Source organism: Micromonospora sp. NPDC050495 (assembly GCF_040655175.1).
Classification (GTDB): domain Bacteria; phylum Actinomycetota; class Actinomycetes; order Mycobacteriales; family Micromonosporaceae; genus Micromonospora.
In genome coordinates this window covers 16,611-33,398 of record NZ_JBFAJK010000055.1, presented here as the reverse complement: position 1 = coordinate 33,398, position 16,788 = coordinate 16,611, and the positions used below count along the sequence as shown (strand labels likewise).

Sequence of the window (16,788 nt, the reverse complement as noted above, 5' to 3'; positions counted from 1 at the left end):
TTCGGGACGCCCGCACGGTAGGCGCGCACCCACAAAGGGGAAAGTCTTGGGGGGATCATCCCGGCCGCGGGGCGGGGAGCCTTCTTCGCGGCGCCAGGACCATGTGTAACGACCACCGGGCCCACCATCATTCCCGGGGACCCACACCCCGTAGGGCCGCACCCCGTGGGGCCGTGGGGCCTGCACCCCGTGGGGCCTGCACCCGGTGGGGCCGCACCCCGAGGGGACGGTCTTCCTCGGCCGTTCACCCGGATACAACGACCCCCGGCCCCCAGCCATTCCGGCCCCACGGTGCCGCCGACCACACCCCCGAACCGGACAGACCACGCACGGGCGACCAGGCTGCACCGGCCCTACGGCCGCCGCAAGGGTGCTCGTGTCGTCTCCATGGTCTGGCGCACCGCCCCTCCCTGCCAAACCGGCAGACCACATGGAGCCCGACCCCAGCCCAGGGCACACCACCGCAATCGGAATATAAGGGTCGACCGGTGGGCTGCGGCTTGGATTGATCAACTCCGTATGCGGCAAAGTGGCCCATCCGGGTCGACGGACACCACAACATGCCGCAAACCGCGACGATCATCCGCCCGCGAGACCGCCGCACCTGGGCACCTGGGCAGCCCGGCACCGCGCCGACGCCGACGGCGCGCGGACTCGGGCTGGAACGCGAGTTGCCGCGAAACGGCCCGTCGGGCGGCCGCGAAGCACCAACATGCGGCAATCCGAGTCGATCATCGAGCGGAAGAGGCCATACCCGGCAATGGGCGCCCGCCAGTCGAGGACACCCGCCGGTCAAGGGCACCCGACCGCGTGACGCCGACCGAACGACCCTCGCAGCTACGGACAAAAGGCCTAGATTTGCGGCAAACGTCCCAGAGGAGGGCCGGAGAGATGACCGCGTCGATGGAGATGCCCCGGGTCCAGGAGTGCGCCGTCCGGTCCTGCGCCTACAACCACACCAACGACTGCCACGCGTTCGCCATCACGATCGGCAGCAGCGACCACGCCCACTGCCACACCTTCATCGAGATGCCGATCCGCGGCGGTGTCGAGCAGATGGTCGCCCAGGTGGGTGCCTGCCAGCGGGCGGACTGCCAGCACAACTCGGACCTGGAGTGCCACGCGCCGGCGATCACGGTAGGCCCGGACATGGACCTGGCGGACTGCCAGACGTACGTGAGCCGCTGACCGGGACCGGGACGGACCCCCGCTGGAGGCCAAACGGGCGGAGCCAGATCGGGCGGAGCCAGGCCAGGCGGAGCCAGGTCAGGCGAAGTCAGGTCGGGCGGGGGCCCAGGGCGGGGACGCGCCTCACTCCAGGGCGTTGGCCTGGCGGATCACGGTGACCAGTTCGTCGATGATGCCGGTCAGCGCGAAGTCCTTCGGGGTGAAGACCCGGGCCACCCCGGCGGCCCGCAGCGCCTCGGCGTCGCCGGCCGGGATGATCCCGCCGACCACCACCGGCAGGTCGCCGCGCCCGGCGGCGCGCAGCCCGTCCAGTACGGCGGGTACGGCGGCCAGGTGCGAGCCGGAGAGCACGGAGAGGCCGACCAGGTCCACGTCCTCCTCGACGGCGGCCGCCACGATCTGCCCGGCGGTCAGCCGGATGCCCTGGTAGACGACCTCGAAGCCGGCGTCGCGGGCGCGTACCGCGATCTGCTCGGCGCCGTTGGAGTGCCCGTCCAGGCCGGGCTTGCCGACGAGCAGCCGCAGCCGGCCGCTGCCCAGTTCCCGGGCGGTGGCGGCGACCCGCTCCCGGACCGAGGCGAGCCGGGCGTCGCCGCCGGCACCGGCCGCGCCGGAGAGGCCGGTCGGGGCCCGGTACTCGCCGAACACCTGGCGCAGCGCGCCGGACCACTCCCCCGTGGTCACCCCGGCCCGCACGCATTCGAGCGTGGCGGCCATCAGGTTCGTGGTGGTCGCGGCGTCCGCGCGGAGCCGGGACAGTGCCGCGTCCACGGCCGCCGCGTCCCGGTCGGCCCGCCACTCGCGTACGGCGGTGGCGGCGGCCGCCTCGACGGCGGGATCGACCTGCTCGATGGCCTCGGCGCCGGCCCTGGTCAGCGGCGACGGCTCGGTCTCGGTGAACCGGTTGACGCCGATCACCACGTCGGCACCGGACTCGATCCGCCGGCGCCGCTCGGCGAGCGAGGCGACCAGCGCGCTCTTCAGGTAGCCGGATTCCACGGCGGTCACCACGCCGCCCATCTCCAGCACCTTGTCCAGCTCGACGCGGGCGCCGGTCACGATGTCGTCGACCAGCGCGGTCATCACGTGCGAGCCCTCGAACAGGTCCGGATATTCCAGCAGGTCCGACTCGTACGCCAGCACCTGCTGCATGCGCAGCGACCACTGCTGGTCCCAGGGGCGGGGCAGGCCGAGCGCCTCGTTCCAGGCGGGTAGCTGCACGGCGCGCGCCCGGGCGTCCCGGGAGAGCGTGACGCCGAGCATCTCCAGCACGATGCGCTGGATGTTGTTCTCCGGCTGGGCCTCGGTGAGGCCGAGCGAGTTGACCTGGACGCCGTAGCGGAAGCGGCGCTGCTTCGGGTTCTCGACGCCGTACCGGTCGCGGGTGATCTCGTCCCAGAGCGCGCCGAACGCGCGCATCTTGCCGATCTCCTCGACGAAGCGCACCCCGGCGTTGACGAAGAAGGAGATCCGCTGGACCACGTCGCCCATCCGCTCGGCCGGCACCTGGCCGGAGTCGCGCACCGCGTCGAGCACGGCGACGGCGGTGGCCAGGGCGAAGCCGACCTCCTGCACCGGCGTCGCGCCGGCCTCCTGGAGGTGGTACGAGCAGATGTTGACCGGGTTCCACCTCGGCATCTCGCGCAGCGTGTACGCGATGACGTCGGCGGTGAGCCGCAGCGACGCGGCCGGCGGGAAGATGTACGTCCCCCGGGACAGGTATTCCTTGATGATGTCGTTCTGGGTGGTGCCGGCGCAGCGGGCCAGTTCGGCGCCCTGCTCGGTGGCGACCGTGCCGTAGAGGCCGAGCAGCCACATGGCGGGCGCGTTGATGGTCATCGAGGTGTTCATCTCGGCGAGCGGGATGCCGTCGACGAGGGCCCGCATGTCGCCGAGGTGGGCCACCGGCACACCGACCCGGCCCACCTCGCCGGCGGCGAGTTCGTGGTCCGGGTCGTACCCGGTCTGGGTGGGCAGGTCGAAGGCGACGGAGAGACCGGTCTGCCCCTTCGCCAGGTTGCGGCGGAAGAGCGCGTTGGTGGCCGCGGCGGAGGAGTGCCCGGCGTACGTGCGCATCACCCAGGGGCGGTCCCGCTCGGGCAGTCGTCCCGGCATCGCGTCGTCCATGGCCGGAGTTTAAGTTACCGTTCAGTAAAAGAGAGTGTGGAAAACCACACAACCCGATGTCCGTACCGGTGGGCCGGCGTGCGGCCGGCCCACCGTACGGCTCACTCGCTGCGGGCGGTCTCCGGGCCGGTGATCCGTTCCAGCAGCGGCAGGGTGGCGGCGATGACCGCGAGGCAGCCCAGGACGCCCAGGGCCACCACCCCGACAAACCCGATCCCCGGTACGCGCAGGTCGTAGTCCATCTGCGCGCGCAGGAACAGGTGCGCGGCGAGCAGTCCCATCACGACCGCGACCACGGCGACGGTCAGCAGCGGCACCGTGCTCTCCAGGGCCACCACCCGGCGCAGCAGCCGCATCGGGGCGCCGCTGAGCCGGAGCAGGCTGAACGGCCGTCTGCGTTCACTGAGGCCGGCCGCCACGGCCACGGCCAGGCTGCATCCGGCGAGCGCAAGACCGGCCACCACGACGATGTCGGCCAGCCGCTGCCAGCCCCGCATGGTGTCGGTGAAGTCGGCCTCGAAGTCGCCGGGCACGTTCGGCGCCACGAAGAAGGCCGGGAACGCGGCTTCGAGGACTGTCCGGGCCCGCTCCACGGCAACCGGGTTCGCCGCCTCGACCAGCACCGAACCGGCGGGCAGCCCCGCGAGGTCGGCCGGGTCCACCGGGGACGACGGCCAGACCCGGTCGGCCGAGGCGGACTCCCGCCACGGGACCAGGTCCGGCGGCACCTCCGCGACGCGCGCCCCGGCGGCGCACCGCCCGAACGCGGGCGGGATGTCCGCGCAGGCGATCACTCCGGAGTCGCGGTCGTTGGCGCGTACCGGGTTCTCCCGGATGAGCACCGGGTGGCGCACGCCGGGGACCGCGGCCAGGTCGGCCAGCAGCGTGCCGGGCACCGGCGGGTCGTCCGCCAGCACCATCGACAGCCGGCCGGCGTCCAGGGAACCCCGAGGGGCCGGACCGCGCTCGTGGGCGATCGTCCCCATCACGCCGACGGCCACCGTCGTGACGAACAGCGCCAGCATCACCCCGCTCACTGCCCGGAATCCGGCCGCCGGGTTGTCGGCGAGCCGGCGCGCGGCGATCAGCGCGGCCGGGCGGCTGGCGCGAGCGGCCATCGCCCGGGCGCCGACCATGGTCAGCCACGGGCCGCCCGTGATCAGCCCGACCATGACCAGCAGCAGGGCGGGCAGGAACAGCGCGGTCTGACCGTCCGACGTGGCCGGCCGGTAGGCCAGGGCGAAGCACAGCCCGGCCAGGCCGAGCACGAGCGGGATCAGCCGGTACACCCGGGGCGGTCGCGGCGTGACCCGGCGGGTGACACCGAGCGGGGAGATCCGGACCCGGCGCAGGGCGATCCAGGCCGCGGCCGCCGCGCCCGCCGGCACGCCGAGCGCCACCACGAGGACCTCCGGCGCGCCGAGGGTCATGTCTCCGGGGAAGAACGGCATGCCGGTGAACGGAATGCCGGCGAGCTGCCCACGGAACGCGAAGAACCCCGCGAAGCCGGCCGCCGCGCCGGCCGCCGCCGCGAGTGCGGCCTCGACCGCCGCGACCGCCGAGATCTGCCGGGGCGTGGCCCCGACCAGCCGCATGGCCGCGAACCGTTGCTCCCGGCGGGCGGCGCCGAGCCGGGTCGCCGTGCCGATGAAGACGAGGACGGGAAACAGCAGCCCGCCGGCGACCACGCCGAGGATGAGGTCGACCGCCGTCTCCGGCAGTGGGGCGCTGTTGTCGTCGAGCCGGGTGACCTTTCTGACCTGGTCCAGCTTTCCAACCTGCTCCGGGGTGCCGCCGACCAGGACGAGCAGGGTGTCCGGCGAGGTGAGCGCCGCCGGTCCGACCTCGCCGAGGTCCCGGCCCGGGTAACGGTCGGCGAGCTGGTCGGCGGGCGTGGTGGCCAGCAGCTTCCGCAACGCCGGGGAGGCGTAGAACTCGCCGGGCCCCGGCGTGCGGGGAACGCCGATCGGCGTGGGCGCGTCCGGGCCGGTGGCGGCGACGTCGACGCGGATGATCTGATCGCCCCGGAAGTAGTCGGTCCGGGTGGACCACAGCAGCGGGTCGGCGGACCCGCCCGCCGTCTCCTGCGGGTACATCGACGCGTAGCGGGTGAGCTGGGTGTCGGCGGCGTGCACACCGGCGAGCGTGGTGAGCAGCAGCCCGGTGCCGACCGCGACGGCGGCGGCGATGGCGAGCAGCCGGACCAGCGCCTCCCGGCCGCCGGCGACGGCGAGCCGGAGCGCGAGCCCGATCACGAGGCCACCCCGGCGGGGACGTTGACCCGGCCGTCCCGCACCATGACCTCCCGGTCGGCGTACGCGGCGATGCGCGCCTCGTGGGTCACCAGGACGACTGTGGTGCCGCGCTCGCGGGCGGCCTCGACCAGCAGCGTCATCACCTCCTCGCCGGTGAGCGAGTCGAGCGCGCCGGTGGGCTCGTCGGCGAACAGCACCCGCGGCTCGGCGACCAGGCCGCGCGCGAGGGCGACCCGCTGCGCCTGCCCGCCGGACAGTTCGCCGGAGCGGCGGTGCTCCAGGCCGGCCAGGCCGAGCCGCTCGAACCAGCCCCGCGCGGTGCGCAGCGCCGGCGTGCGGCGGACACCGCGCAGCAGCAGCGGCAGTGCCACGTTCTCGGCCGCGGTGAGTTCCGGCACGAGCTGGCCGAACTGGAAGACGAAGCCGAAGCGGTCGCGGCGCAGCGCGCTGCGGTCGGCCTCGCCCAGCGTGTCGATGCGCGTGCCGTCGAACCGGACCTCACCGTCGTCGGGGCGCAGGATGCCGGCCAGGCAGTGCAGCAACGTCGACTTGCCCGAGCCGCTCGGTCCCATCACGGCGACGATCTCGCCGGCCGCCACGGCGAGGCTCGCGCCGCGCAGGGCGGGGGTCTCGCCGAACGCGTACGTGACATCGCGGGCCTCGATCATCGGGGTCATGGCCGTACCGCCTTTCGCAGGGCGTCCAGTCGGGCGTCGGTCGTCTCGATCCACCGCAGGTCCGCCTCCAGGTGGTAGAGACCGTGGTCGGCGAGCATCACGTCGACGAGTTCGCCGGTGCGCTTGATCTCGGTGAGCTCGCGCATCCGGCGCAGGTGGGCGGCGCGCTGGCTGTCCAGGTACTCCTCGGCCGGGCGGTCGAGCATCAGCGCCAGCACGACCTTGGTGAACAGCAGGGTCTGCAGGTGCGGCTCCGGTTCGATCGGCTCGGCCAGCCAGTGCTCCACCTCGGTGGCGCCCAGGTCGGTGATGACGTAGCGCTTGCGGTCCGGCCCGGCGCCGGGCGCGACGTCGCCGACCACCACCTTGCCGTCCCGGGCCAGCCGACTCAGCGTCGAGTAGACCTGCCCGTACGGCAGCGGCTTGCCGCGCCCGAAGAAGGTGTCGTAGTCGCGCTTGAGGTCGTAGCCGTGGCTCGGTTCGCGTTCGAGCAGCCCGAGCAGGGTCAGGGGAACCGTCATGAGCAGAGACTACACCGAGTGTATACCTCGCGTATATAGCCGACCCGACAGTGGACCGGGCGACCGCACGACGCACACTTGACGGCATGGAGAACGAGCTCGCGATTTCCGTGCGAGGGCTGCGCAAGGCGTACGGCGACAACGTCGCCGTGGCCGGGGTGGACCTCGACGTCCACCGGGGCGAGGTGTTCGCCCTGCTCGGCCCGAACGGCGCCGGCAAGACCACCACGGTGGAGATCCTGGAGGGCTACCGGCAGCGCGACGCCGGCGAGGTACGCGTGCTCGGCGCCGACCCGGCCCGCCCCGATCCGCGCTGGCGGTCCCGGGTAGGGATCGTGCTCCAGGGCACCGGGGAGTTCGACGAGCTGACCGTCGGCGAGGTCGTCCGGCACTTCTCCGGCTTCTACGCCGACGCGGACGACCCGGACAAGGTCATCGAACGGGTCGGGCTCGGCGCCAAGGCGAAGGCCCGCACGCACACCCTCTCCGGCGGGCAGAAGCGGCGGCTGGACGTGGCGCTGGGCATCATCGGCCGCCCCGAGCTGCTCTTCCTCGACGAGCCGACCACCGGCTTCGACCCGGAGGCGCGGCGCGAGTTCTGGGAGCTGATCCGGGACCTGGCCGCCGCCGGCACCACCATCGTGCTCACCACGCACTACCTGGACGAGGCCGAGGCGCTCGCCGACCGGGTCGGCGTGATCGCCGCCGGGCGGGTGATCGAGGTCGCGCCGCCCAACGCGCTCGGCAACCGGCAGGAGTCGCTCGCGACGGTCTCCTGGCGTACCCCGGACGGGACGCCGGAGCGCGCGGAGACCGCGACGCCGACGGCGCTCGTGGCGGAACTGGCCGCGCGCTTCGGCGGCGAGGTGCCCGGCCTGACCGTGACCCGGCCGACCCTGGAAGACGTCTACCTGACGATGATCGGACACTCATGACGACCACCACGAAGCCGGCGACGCCCGTCGCCGACGCCGCGCCGGGCCGGCGGCCCGGCAGCGGCACCCTGGCCCTGCGGCAGGGGCGGTTGGAGATCACCCAGTTCCTGCGCAGCCGGGAGTCCGTCGTCTTCACGATGGGCTTCCCGATCATCATGATCCTGATCTTCGCGTCGATCTTCCACGGGACGATCGGCAACGGGGTCAAGTTCACCCAGTACTTCATCACCGGCATGATCGCGACCGGCCTGATGACGGTGAGCTTCCAGAACCTCGGCATCTGGATCCCGATCGAGCGGGACCGGGGCGTGCTCAAGCGTTACCGGGGCACCCCGATGCCGAAGTGGGTCTGGTTCGCCGGCAAGGTGATCATGGTGGTGGCGATCGGCATCGCGGAGACCGCGCTGCTGCTCGTCGTGGCCGTGCTGCTGTTCGACCTGGAGCTGCCGGGCACCGCCGCGAAGTGGGCGACCTTCGGGTGGGTCGCCGCGCTCGGGGTCACCGCCTGCACCCTGTGCGGCATCGCCATCTCCTCGCTGGCCCGCACCGCCCGCAGCGGCTCCGCCGTGGTCACCCCGGTCTCGCTGGTGCTCCAGTTCATCTCCGGGGTGTTCTTCGTCTTCACCAGCCTGCCGACCTGGATGCAGCAGGTCGCCGCGCTCTTCCCGCTGAAGTGGATGTGCCAGGGACTGCGCGCGGTCTTCCTGCCGGACAGCTTCGGGGCCCAGGAGCCCGGCGGCTCGTTCGAGCTGGGCAAGGTCGCCCTGGTGCTCGGGCTCTGGTGCGTGATCGGCCTGGTGCTCTGCCTGACCACCTTCCGCTGGACCACCAAGCGCGACGGCTGACACCGGACGGGTCCCGGTACGCGAGGACGTCCCGGCGAACCGGACGCCCCCGACCTCGGCGGTCGGGGGCGTCCGCGGTCCGGCTCAGTACGGGTAGAAGCCCTGGCCGGTCTTGCGGCCCAGGTCGCCGGCGGTGGCCATGCGCTGGAGCAGCTCCGGCGGGAAAAACTTCTCGTCCGCGGTGTCGGTGTAGATGTTCTTCGCGGCGTTGAGCAGCACGTCCACGCCGGTCAGGTCGACCGTGGCCAGCGGGCCCATGGCGTGCCCGAAGCCGAGCTTGCAGGCGGTGTCCAGGTCCTCGGCGGAGATCACGCCGGACTCGACCAGCTTGACCGCCTCCATGGCGAGCGCGCAGATCAGCCGGGTGGTCACGAAACCGGCGATGTCCCGGTTGACCACCACCACGGTCTTGCCGATCTCCTCGGCGAACGCCTTCGCGGTGGCCAGCGCCGCGTCGCTGGTCTTGTAGCCGCGGACCAGCTCGCAGAGCTTCATCATCGGCACCGGCGAGAAGAAGTGCGTGCCGACGACCGACTCCGGCCGTTCGGTGGCGGTGGCGATCTGGGTGACCGGGATGGCCGAGGTGTTGGTGGCCAGCACCGCGTCGGACTTGCAGATCTTGTCCAGCGCGCGGAACACCTCGTGCTTGATCTCGATCTTCTCGAAGACCGCCTCGACGACGATGTCCGCGTCGGCCGCCGCCTCCAGCTCGGTGGTCGGGGTGATCCGGGCGAGGGTCGCCTCCACCTCGGACGCCTCGATCTTCCCCTTCTCGGCGAACTTCGTCAGCGACTTCCGGATGCCGTCGACGCCCCGCCTGGTGGCCGCGTCGTCGATGTCGCGCAGCGTCACCTGCCAGCCCGCCTGCGCCGCCACCTGGGCGATGCCCGAGCCCATCAGCCCGGCACCGACGACCGCGAGTCGACCCGCCATCTGCTTCTCCCTCGCCGTGTTCTGCAACGTCTGGGAGAACCCTACTTAACGAGGGATAAGCCCCGGCCGTCAGATGGCGAGGTCCGGCTCCTCCGGCGCGGTGCCGCGTTCCACCGCCACGCCGAGGGCCCGCAGGTCGGCGACGAAGTCCGGATAGCCGCGGTCGACGTGGTGCACGTGCGACACCTCGGTCACCCCGTCCGCGCGGAGCCCGGCGATGATCAGGCCAGCGCCGGCCCGGATGTCGGTGGCGCGTACCGGGGCGCCGGAGAGCCGCTCCCGGCCACAGACCAGGGCGTGGTGGCCGTCGGTCCGGATGTCCGCGCCGAGACGCATCATCTCGTTGGCGAACATGAACCGCCCGTCGAAGATGTTCTCGGTGATCAGCGAAGCGCCCTCGCTCACCGCGGCCAGGCCGATCGCCATCGGCAGCAGGTCGGTGGCGAAGCCCGGGAACGGCAGGGTCACCACGTCGACGGCCGTGGGTCGGTCGTCCATCCGTACCCGGAAGGCACCGGCCCGGGTCTCCACCAGGCCGCCGGCCGAGACCAGCTTGTCCAGCGCGACCTCCAGGAAGGCCGGCTCCACCCCGGTCACCGTCACGTCGCCGCGGGTCATCGCGGCGGCGAACGCCCAGGTCCCGGCGACGATCCGGTCCCCCACCGTGGCGTGCCGCACCGGTGACAGCGCGGGCACCCCGACGATGTGCAGGGTGGACGTGCCGGCCCCCTCGATCCGGGCGCCCATCCGGCTCAGCATGGTGCAGATGTCCACGATCTCCGGCTCCCGGGCCGCGTTGTCGATCGTGGTGGTGCCCCGGGCCAGCACCGCCGCCATCACCAGATTTTCCGTGGCGCCCACGCTGGGGAAGTCGAGCACGATGTCGGCGCCGCGCAGGCCGTCCGGGGCCTCGGCGATGACGAACCCGTGCTCACCGGAGATGGCCGCGCCCATCCGGGTCAGGCCGGCGATGTGCATGTCCAGGCCGCGCGAGCCGATGGCGTCCCCGCCGGGATGCGCCACCCGCACGTAGCCGCGGCGGGCCAGCAGCGGTCCGAGCACGCAGATCGACGCGCGCAGCCGGCGGACCAGGTCGTAGTCGGCCTCCGCACCGGGCCGCTCCGGCACGTCGATCGTTACCGAGCGGGAACGCTCCACCCCGCCATGGGCCACCATCGGGTCGACCGGGTCGTCGGCGGCGAAGCGTACGCCGCAACCCAGCCGCCGGAGCACCTCCCCCATGATCGCGATGTCGGTGATCCGGGGCACGTTGGTGATCACGCTGCGGCCGGGCGCGAGCAGCGCGGCGGCCATCAGTTTCAACGCCGAGTTCTTCGCACCGACCACGTGCACGGTCCCGGCCAGCCGGGCCTCGCCGTGCAGCCGGATGACGTCGACGTCGTTGACCGCCGGATCACCGGCGTCGGCCGGCCTGACGCCGGCCGACCAGCCGGGCTGGCCCGGCCGCGCCGGGATGGTCAGGTCCGGTATCCGTAGGCTGTGCGTCATGGCCGTCCACCTCACGCGCATCTACACCAAGGCCGGCGACGCCGGCATGACCAGGCTGAGCAACAACGAGCAGATCCCGAAGACCGACCCGCGGATCGCCGCGTACGCGGACGTCGACGAGTGCAACGCGGCGATCGGCGTCGCGCTCGCCCTCGGACAGCTCGACGACGAGCTGCGGGCGGTGTTGCAGTCGATCCAGAACGACATGTTCGACGTCGGCGCGGACCTGGCGACCCCGGTCGAGCCGGACCCGAAGTACCCGCCGCTGCGGGTGACCGAGGAGTACGTGGAGCGCCTTGAAGGCTGGTGCGACGAGTACAACGCACGCCTGAGCAAGCTCGACTCCTTCATCCTCCCCGGCGGCACCGCTGGCGCGGCACTGCTGCACGTGGCACGGACGATCGCCCGGCGCGCCGAGCGTGCGGCGTGGGCTCTGGTCACGCACGACCCGGACCGGACCAGCACCCTCCCGGCAAAGTATCTCAACCGGCTCTCCGATCTGCTCTTTATCCTGTCAAGAACGGCCAATCCGGACGGGGATGTGCTATGGGTCCCGGGCGGGAAGCGCTGACCGTCGGAGCACTGCACCACGTGGAGGTCTGGGTACCCGACCTAGCGGCAGCCAGGCACAGTTGGGGCTGGCTGCTCGGCGAACTCGGCTGGACGCCGTACCAGGACTGGCCCGCCGGCCGGTCCTGGCGGCTCGGCCCGACGTACCTGGTGCTGGAGCAGTCCCCGGCGCTGCGCGGGCGGGTGCACGACCGGCTCGCCCCGGGCCTCAACCACCTGGCCTTCCACGCCGGCCCGCCCGCCGCGGTGGACCGGCTCGTCGCGACCGCCCCGGCGTACGGCTGGGAACTGCTCTTCCCGGACCGCCACCCGCACGCCGGCGGCCCCCGGACGTACGCGGCCTACCTGTGCGACGGACAGGGGTACGAGGTGGAACTGGTCGGGTCCGTCGACAGCTGACGGGCCGGAGGCTCCCCGCTGAGGGCGGAGACGCCGCTGGCCGGCCGCGGTCGGGCTCGATCAACTCCGGATGCGGCAAAGTGGCCCTTCGAGGGCGATGGACACCACGACATGCCGCAACCGGAGTTGATCAGGCCCCGTCCAGGCGGCAAGGCCCGACGTGCGAGGCGCAGCCCGGCCGGCGGGCCGGAGTGGGCCGGAGGTCAGGCGGCCGGCCAGTCCTGCGAGGCCAGACGTGGCGAGGCCGCCCCGGGTGGGGCGGCCTCGAGCCAGGATAGGAAGCCGGTGACCGTGGATCGTGCCATCGCGATCTCGACCGGCGCGTGGTTGCTGGTACAGCGGAGGATCACCCAGTCGGCCGGCATGGAGAGGCGTTCCTGGCCCTCGGGGAGCCGGCGCCGCTCCACGGCGAGCACCTTGCGGGAGAGCACCCGCTTGGGTCGCAGGGCGAAGCTGAACATCCGGTACCAGCGGAGTTCGTCACCGACGAAACGGCCGAAGCCGGGTGACCAGCCTCGGCCGTCGAGCATCGTGGAGACCCGCACGCTGAGCCGGATGATGCCGCCGCTGCGGGTGAACAGGGCCCGCCGGATGAAGAGGATCAGAAGCGCCGCGATGACAACCGCGATGCCGATTCCGATCCCTTCCACGATCTCCATCGGCGGATCGGCTCAGCGCGCCGGAGTGGCGGGGGTGGCGCTCTCGGCGAGGACCGTGACGCCCTCACCGGTGACCGACAGGAACCCGCCGGCGACGTCGTACGCGACCTGCTGGCCACCGGCCTGCTTGATGCGGACCTGGCTGGGCTCGGCGAGCTGGCCGAGCAGCGGCGCGTGCCCCGGCAGCACACCCAGCTCACCCTCGGTCGTCCGGGCGACGACCATCTCGGCCTCGCCGGACCAGACCTTCTCCTCGACGGCTACGAGCTCGACGTGAAGCTGCTGTGCCACGCTGTCTCCTTGCTGCGGCGGCGGGTTGCCGAAAGTCTAGTCGTGGCCCGGACGGCCACCCAAGGCGGGTGGCGAGAGCTGCGCCACGCTCAGCCGAGGGCCCCGGCGCGTGCCGGGGCCCGCTGGCGGTCAGACTAGCTGTTCTTCTGCTTGAAGTCGGGGTGCTCCAGCATGAAGGCGTCGACCTGCTCGGTGCGGAGCGCCGTGAAGAAGTCCTCCGCCGCCGGCTGCAGCCGCTCCCCCTTGTACGCCCCGTTGACCTCGATCGGCCCGCCCGGCAACTTGATCGTCTCGATCGAGTTGGCGCGGAGGCTCTTCAGTGCGATGGCGAAGTCGACCACGCTGTTGCCCCGACCGTTGAAGATCAGGGAGTGTCCGGCGGCGCGCAGCACCTTGTCGAGCTTGATCGGGTTGGTCACCACGTCGGCGCTGAACGCCTGGCTCACCATCGCCTTGACGAACTGCTGCTGGTGCCGCTGCCGGCCGTAGTCGGCGTCGGGCACGCCGTTGCGCGGGTAGCGCTGCCGGACGTAGTCCAGCGCCTGCCAGCCGTTGAGGTGGGCGTTGCCCTTCTTGTACTCGGCCTGCGGGCCGAGGTAGCCGCCGCCGCCGCGCTTCAGCTGGCGGGCGGTGCCGTCCGGCCGCAGGTGCTCGGACCTGACGTCCCGCTCGATGTACATGTCGACGCCGCCCATCGCGTCGACGATCTTCTTGAAACCGGTGAAGTTGATGATCGCGCCGGCGTCGAAGCGCTCGATGCCGGTGACCTGCCGCACGGTGTTGGAGAGCAGCTCGAAGCCGCGGGCGGCGTCCGGGTTCTGCCCCGGCACCCGGCTGCCGTACGACATGGCGGCGTTGAGCTTGTCGGTGCCGCCGGCGTAGTGGGCCTTGGGGAACGCGGGAATCTCCACCCGCAGGTCCCGGGGCAGCGAGAAGAGGTAGCCGCGGTCCATTCCAGCCGGCACGTGCAGGATCATGATCGAGTCGGCGAGCGGCGGGGTTTCCGGCTTCCGCGGGTCGATGCCGACCAGGAGGATGTTCAGCGGGCCCTTGATGTCGCTCTTCTTCTGGGTGGCGCCGGCCGCCTGGTCGCCGAAGAGGTCGGCCTTGCCGACCGCACCCTCGTAGCGGTGCACCAGCGCGCGGTAGCCCACCAGGGTGCCGCCGCTGAGCACCAGGAAAACGACGCCCAAGATCGTGCACAGGCGCGCCCAGCGCGGGATCCCCCGCCAGACGGACCGCTTGTCGCCGTCGGTGCCAGCCTTAGCCACGAGCATCTCCCATCGTCACGCCCACGACTGGTAGACGGGCGCATGCAACGCTTTCGTTGCACAAGATCGACGTCCAGTACGTGAACGCGCCGTCACAAAACGGTACCGCGCAGTTCGCCGAACCGCTTGCCGAGGAAGCGGACATCTGCTAATGACGAGGCCAGACGGGCGAAGGCCGCCCCGACATTCGTCGGGACGGCCTCCGGGAGTGTGACGGGGGACTCAGCCCTCCATCAGCTCCTTCGCCTTCTTCTCGAGGTCCTCGAGACCACCGCACATGAAGAACGCCTGCTCAGGGAAGTGGTCGTACGCGCCCTCGCTGATCTTCTTGAACGCCTCGATGGTCTCCTTGATCGGGACCGTCGAGCCCGGCACGCCGGTGAACTGCTCGGCGGCGTAGGTGTTCTGCGAGAGGAAGCGCTCGATCCGGCGGGCCCGGCCCACCGTGACCTTGTCCTCCTCGGAGAGCTCCTCGATGCCGAGGATGGCGATGATGTCCTGCAGGTCCTTGTAGCGCTGCAGGATCCGCTTCACCTCGGTGGCCACCTGGAAGTGCTCCGGGCCGACGAACTCCGGGGCGAGGATCCGGGACGAGGACGCCAGCGGGTCCACGGCCGGGTAGATGCCCTTGTCGGAGATCGACCGCTCCAGGTTGGTGGTCGCGTCCAGGTGGGCGAACGTGGTGGCCGGCGCCGGGTCGGTGTAGTCGTCGGCGGGCACGTAGATCGCCTGCATCGAGGTGATGGCCTGGCCCCGGACGGAGGTGATCCGCTCCTGGAGCTCGCCCATCTCGTCGGCCAGGGTCGGCTGGTAACCCACGGCGCTCGGCATCCGGCCGAGCAGCGTGGAGACCTCGGAACCGGCCTGGGTGAAGCGGAAGATGTTGTCGATGAAGAGCAGCACCTCCTGCTTCTTCACGTCGCGGAAGTACTCCGCCATGGTCAGCGCGGAGAGGGCGACCCGCAGTCGGGTGCCCGGCGGCTCGTCCATCTGGCCGTACACCAGCGCGGTCTTGTCGATGACGCCGGACTCGGTCATCTCGGCGATCAGGTCGTTGCCCTCACGGGTGCGCTCACCCACGCCGGCGAAGACCGAGGTACCACCGAAGTTCCGGGCCACCCGGGTGATCATCTCCTGGATGAGCACCGTCTTGCCCACGCCGGCACCGCCGAACAGACCGATCTTGCCGCCCTTGACGTACGGGGCGAGCAGGTCGATCACCTTGATGCCGGTCTCCAGCATCTCGGTCTTCGGCTCCAGGTCCGCGAAGGCCGGGGCCTTGCGGTGGATGCCCCAGTGGTCGTCCGGCGTGAGCGTCTCACCCTCGGTGAGGTTGAGCACCTCGCCGATCGCGTTGAACACGTGGCCCTTGACCGCGTCGCCCACCGGCACGGTGATCGGCGAGCCGGTGTCCCGGACCTCGGCGCCGCGGACCAGACCGTCGGTCGGCTGCATCGAGATGGCGCGGACCATGTTGTCACCCAGGTGCTGGGCGACCTCGAGGGTCAGCGTCTTCTCGCCGCCGGAGAGCGTCACGTCCACGTGCAGGGCGTTGAACAGGGCCGGCATGCCGTCGCGCGGGAACTCGGCGTCGACGACCGGGCCGATGACCCGGACCACGCGACCCGTGGCCGTCTTGGTCTCAGCTGGTCCACCAGCAACTGCGGATACAGTCATCACACTTCACTTCCCGACGCGGCGAGCGCGTTCGCGCCGCCGACGATCTCGCTGATCTCCTGGGTGATCCCGGCCTGGCGGGCCGTGTTCATCTCACGCGTGTACTTCTCGATCATCTCTTCGGCGTTGTCGGTGGCGCTCTTCATCGCACGCCGCCGGGCCGCCGACTCGCTGGCCGCCGACTCGAGCAACGCCGCGTAGATCCGCGTGTTGATGTACTTCGGCAGCAGCGCGTCGAGCAGCGCCTCGGCCTCCGGCTCGAACTCGTACGCCGGCAGCAGGCCCTCGGACCGCGGCCGGTCCTCGACCTGCATCGGGCCGATGATCTTCGCGACCGGGGTCTGCGTCATCAGGGACTTGAATTCGGTGTAGACGATGTGCAGCTCGTCGATCCCGAGCACCCCGTCCGCCCCGGCGGTGCCCTCCACGTCGTCCGCGCCGGCCGAGAACGCCTTGATCAGCGTCTCGCCCACCTCGCGGGCGTCGGAGAAGCCCGGCTGCTCGGAGAAGCCCGTCCAGCTCGCCGCGATCTCCCGGTTGCGGAACCGGTAGTACGTCACGCCCTTGCGGCCGATGACGTAGAGCACCGGCTCCTTGCCGTCGGCCTGCAGCCGGGCGATCAGCGACTCGGCGGTCCGGATGGCGTTGGTGCTGTAACCACCGGCCAGGCCACGGTCGGCGGTGACGAGCAGGACGCCCGCCCGCTGCACCCGCTCGCGCGGGGTGAGCAGCGGGTGGTCGATCCGCGCGTTGGACGCCAGCGCCGTGAGCACGCCGGTGATGGCCTTGGCGTACGGAAGCGACGCCTCCACTCGGGCCTGGGCCTTGGCGATGCGGCTCGTCGCGACGAGCTCCATCGCCTTGGTGATCTTCTTCATCGACTTCGCCGAGCGGATCCGTTGACGAAGAACGCGAACCTGCGCGGCCATCG

The 16,788-nt window shown here is 71.5% G+C and carries 16 protein-coding genes; 5 read left to right on the top strand and 11 right to left on the bottom strand.

From position 1 onward, the window contains the following. Nucleotides 1-891 precede the first annotated feature (891 nt). Nucleotides 892-1,188, top strand: coding sequence for a DUF1540 domain-containing protein (locus tag AB0I11_RS30560; protein ID WP_357328449.1), 297 nt, complete (start codon nt 892-894; stop codon nt 1,186-1,188). 123 nt (nt 1,189-1,311) lie between these two features. Here AB0I11_RS30560 and AB0I11_RS30555 read toward each other — a convergent pair whose 3' ends face one another. The 4 genes from AB0I11_RS30555 to AB0I11_RS30540 form a co-directional block, all read right to left on the bottom strand. Next, nucleotides 1,312-3,315 carry a protein meaA gene (locus AB0I11_RS30555; RefSeq protein ID WP_357328446.1) on the bottom strand — a complete coding sequence of 668 codons (2,004 nt, stop codon included), beginning with the start codon at nt 3,313-3,315 and terminating at the stop codon, nt 1,312-1,314. Nucleotides 3,316-3,416: 101 nt separating this feature from the next. Next, the gene (locus AB0I11_RS30550) at nt 3,417-5,570 is read right to left on the bottom strand and encodes an FtsX-like permease family protein (protein ID WP_357328443.1); all 2,154 of its coding nucleotides are present in this window, start codon (nt 5,568-5,570) and stop codon (nt 3,417-3,419) included. Beyond that, entirely contained in the window at nt 5,567-6,247 is a 681-nt protein-coding gene (locus AB0I11_RS30545) for an ABC transporter ATP-binding protein (protein WP_357328440.1), read from the bottom strand. The genes AB0I11_RS30550 and AB0I11_RS30545 overlap by 4 nt, the downstream gene beginning before the upstream one ends. After that, nucleotides 6,244-6,768: a PadR family transcriptional regulator gene (locus tag AB0I11_RS30540; RefSeq protein WP_357328436.1), complete on the bottom strand. Its 525-nt coding sequence runs from the start codon at nt 6,766-6,768 to the stop codon at nt 6,244-6,246. The genes AB0I11_RS30545 and AB0I11_RS30540 overlap by 4 nt, the downstream gene beginning before the upstream one ends. 86 nt (nt 6,769-6,854) lie before the next feature. Here AB0I11_RS30540 and AB0I11_RS30535 point away from each other — a divergent pair, with 86 nt between their 5' ends. Both AB0I11_RS30535 and AB0I11_RS30530 read left to right on the top strand, forming a co-directional pair. Beyond that, nucleotides 6,855-7,703, top strand: coding sequence for an ABC transporter ATP-binding protein (locus tag AB0I11_RS30535; RefSeq protein ID WP_357328433.1), 849 nt, complete (start codon nt 6,855-6,857; stop codon nt 7,701-7,703). Continuing rightward, a complete protein-coding gene (locus tag AB0I11_RS30530; protein ID WP_357328430.1) occupies nt 7,700-8,548 on the top strand; it encodes an ABC transporter permease in 849 nt (282 codons plus the stop codon). The genes AB0I11_RS30535 and AB0I11_RS30530 overlap by 4 nt, the downstream gene beginning before the upstream one ends. An 84-nt stretch (nt 8,549-8,632) precedes the next feature. Here AB0I11_RS30530 and AB0I11_RS30525 read toward each other — a convergent pair whose 3' ends face one another. Both AB0I11_RS30525 and murA read right to left on the bottom strand, forming a co-directional pair. Further along, nucleotides 8,633-9,481 carry a 3-hydroxyacyl-CoA dehydrogenase family protein gene (locus AB0I11_RS30525; protein WP_357328427.1) on the bottom strand — a complete coding sequence of 283 codons (849 nt, stop codon included), beginning with the start codon at nt 9,479-9,481 and terminating at the stop codon, nt 8,633-8,635. 69 nt (nt 9,482-9,550) lie between these two features. Continuing rightward, complete coding sequence (murA, locus tag AB0I11_RS30520; protein ID WP_357328424.1) at nt 9,551-10,990, bottom strand: UDP-N-acetylglucosamine 1-carboxyvinyltransferase; 1,440 nt, start codon at nt 10,988-10,990, stop codon at nt 9,551-9,553. On the opposite strand from murA, the gene AB0I11_RS30515 reads away from it, so the two are divergent. Further along, entirely contained in the window at nt 10,989-11,561 is a 573-nt protein-coding gene (locus AB0I11_RS30515; RefSeq protein ID WP_046563185.1) for a cob(I)yrinic acid a,c-diamide adenosyltransferase, read from the top strand. The genes murA and AB0I11_RS30515 overlap by 2 nt on opposite strands. After that, complete coding sequence (locus tag AB0I11_RS30510; protein ID WP_357328421.1) at nt 11,537-11,959, top strand: VOC family protein; 423 nt, start codon at nt 11,537-11,539, stop codon at nt 11,957-11,959. Before AB0I11_RS30515 ends, AB0I11_RS30510 begins: the two co-directional genes overlap by 25 nt. Nucleotides 11,960-12,162: 203 nt before the next feature. Here the strand turns inward: AB0I11_RS30510 and AB0I11_RS30505 are convergent, their stop codons facing one another. From AB0I11_RS30505 to AB0I11_RS30485, 5 genes are all read right to left on the bottom strand, one after another. Next, the gene (locus tag AB0I11_RS30505; RefSeq protein WP_357328418.1) at nt 12,163-12,618 is read right to left on the bottom strand and encodes a DUF2550 domain-containing protein; all 456 of its coding nucleotides are present in this window, start codon (nt 12,616-12,618) and stop codon (nt 12,163-12,165) included. A gap of 12 nt (nt 12,619-12,630) precedes the next feature. Next, a complete protein-coding gene (locus tag AB0I11_RS30500) occupies nt 12,631-12,909 on the bottom strand; it encodes a F0F1 ATP synthase subunit epsilon (protein WP_089012816.1) in 279 nt (92 codons plus the stop codon). A 134-nt stretch (nt 12,910-13,043) separates the two neighbouring features. Continuing rightward, a complete protein-coding gene (locus AB0I11_RS30495; protein WP_357328414.1) occupies nt 13,044-14,186 on the bottom strand; it encodes an LCP family protein in 1,143 nt (380 codons plus the stop codon). A 216-nt stretch (nt 14,187-14,402) separates the two neighbouring features. Then, complete coding sequence (gene atpD / locus AB0I11_RS30490; RefSeq protein WP_357328411.1) at nt 14,403-15,857, bottom strand: F0F1 ATP synthase subunit beta; 1,455 nt, start codon at nt 15,855-15,857, stop codon at nt 14,403-14,405. Next, nucleotides 15,857-16,786, bottom strand: coding sequence for a F0F1 ATP synthase subunit gamma (locus tag AB0I11_RS30485; RefSeq protein ID WP_357328408.1), 930 nt, complete (start codon nt 16,784-16,786; stop codon nt 15,857-15,859). The genes atpD and AB0I11_RS30485 overlap by 1 nt, the downstream gene beginning before the upstream one ends. Nucleotides 16,787-16,788: the final 2 nt, after the last annotated feature.

What these genes read in the sequence shown, in the direction of transcription:
- AB0I11_RS30560 (WP_357328449.1), top strand. Translation starts at nt 892, where the DNA reads ATGACCGCGTCGATGGAGATGCCCCGGGTCCAGGAGTGCGCCGTCCGG.
- AB0I11_RS30555 (WP_357328446.1), bottom strand. Translation starts at nt 3,315, where the DNA reads ATGGACGACGCGATGCCGGGACGACTGCCCGAGCGGGACCGCCCCTGG.
- AB0I11_RS30545 (WP_357328440.1), bottom strand. Translation starts at nt 6,247, where the DNA reads ATGACCCCGATGATCGAGGCCCGCGATGTCACGTACGCGTTCGGCGAG.
- AB0I11_RS30540 (WP_357328436.1), bottom strand. Translation starts at nt 6,768, where the DNA reads ATGACGGTTCCCCTGACCCTGCTCGGGCTGCTCGAACGCGAACCGAGC.
- AB0I11_RS30535 (WP_357328433.1), top strand. Translation starts at nt 6,855, where the DNA reads ATGGAGAACGAGCTCGCGATTTCCGTGCGAGGGCTGCGCAAGGCGTAC.
- AB0I11_RS30530 (WP_357328430.1), top strand. Translation starts at nt 7,700, where the DNA reads ATGACGACCACCACGAAGCCGGCGACGCCCGTCGCCGACGCCGCGCCG.
- AB0I11_RS30525 (WP_357328427.1), bottom strand. Translation starts at nt 9,481, where the DNA reads ATGGCGGGTCGACTCGCGGTCGTCGGTGCCGGGCTGATGGGCTCGGGC.
- AB0I11_RS30515 (WP_046563185.1), top strand. Translation starts at nt 10,989, where the DNA reads ATGGCCGTCCACCTCACGCGCATCTACACCAAGGCCGGCGACGCCGGC.
- murA (WP_357328424.1), bottom strand. Translation starts at nt 10,990, where the DNA reads ATGACGCACAGCCTACGGATACCGGACCTGACCATCCCGGCGCGGCCG.
- AB0I11_RS30510 (WP_357328421.1), top strand. Translation starts at nt 11,537, where the DNA reads ATGGGTCCCGGGCGGGAAGCGCTGACCGTCGGAGCACTGCACCACGTG.
- AB0I11_RS30505 (WP_357328418.1), bottom strand. Translation starts at nt 12,618, where the DNA reads ATGGAGATCGTGGAAGGGATCGGAATCGGCATCGCGGTTGTCATCGCG.
- AB0I11_RS30495 (WP_357328414.1), bottom strand. Translation starts at nt 14,186, where the DNA reads ATGCTCGTGGCTAAGGCTGGCACCGACGGCGACAAGCGGTCCGTCTGG.
- atpD (WP_357328411.1), bottom strand. Translation starts at nt 15,857, where the DNA reads ATGACTGTATCCGCAGTTGCTGGTGGACCAGCTGAGACCAAGACGGCC.
- AB0I11_RS30485 (WP_357328408.1), bottom strand. Translation starts at nt 16,786, where the DNA reads ATGGCCGCGCAGGTTCGCGTTCTTCGTCAACGGATCCGCTCGGCGAAG.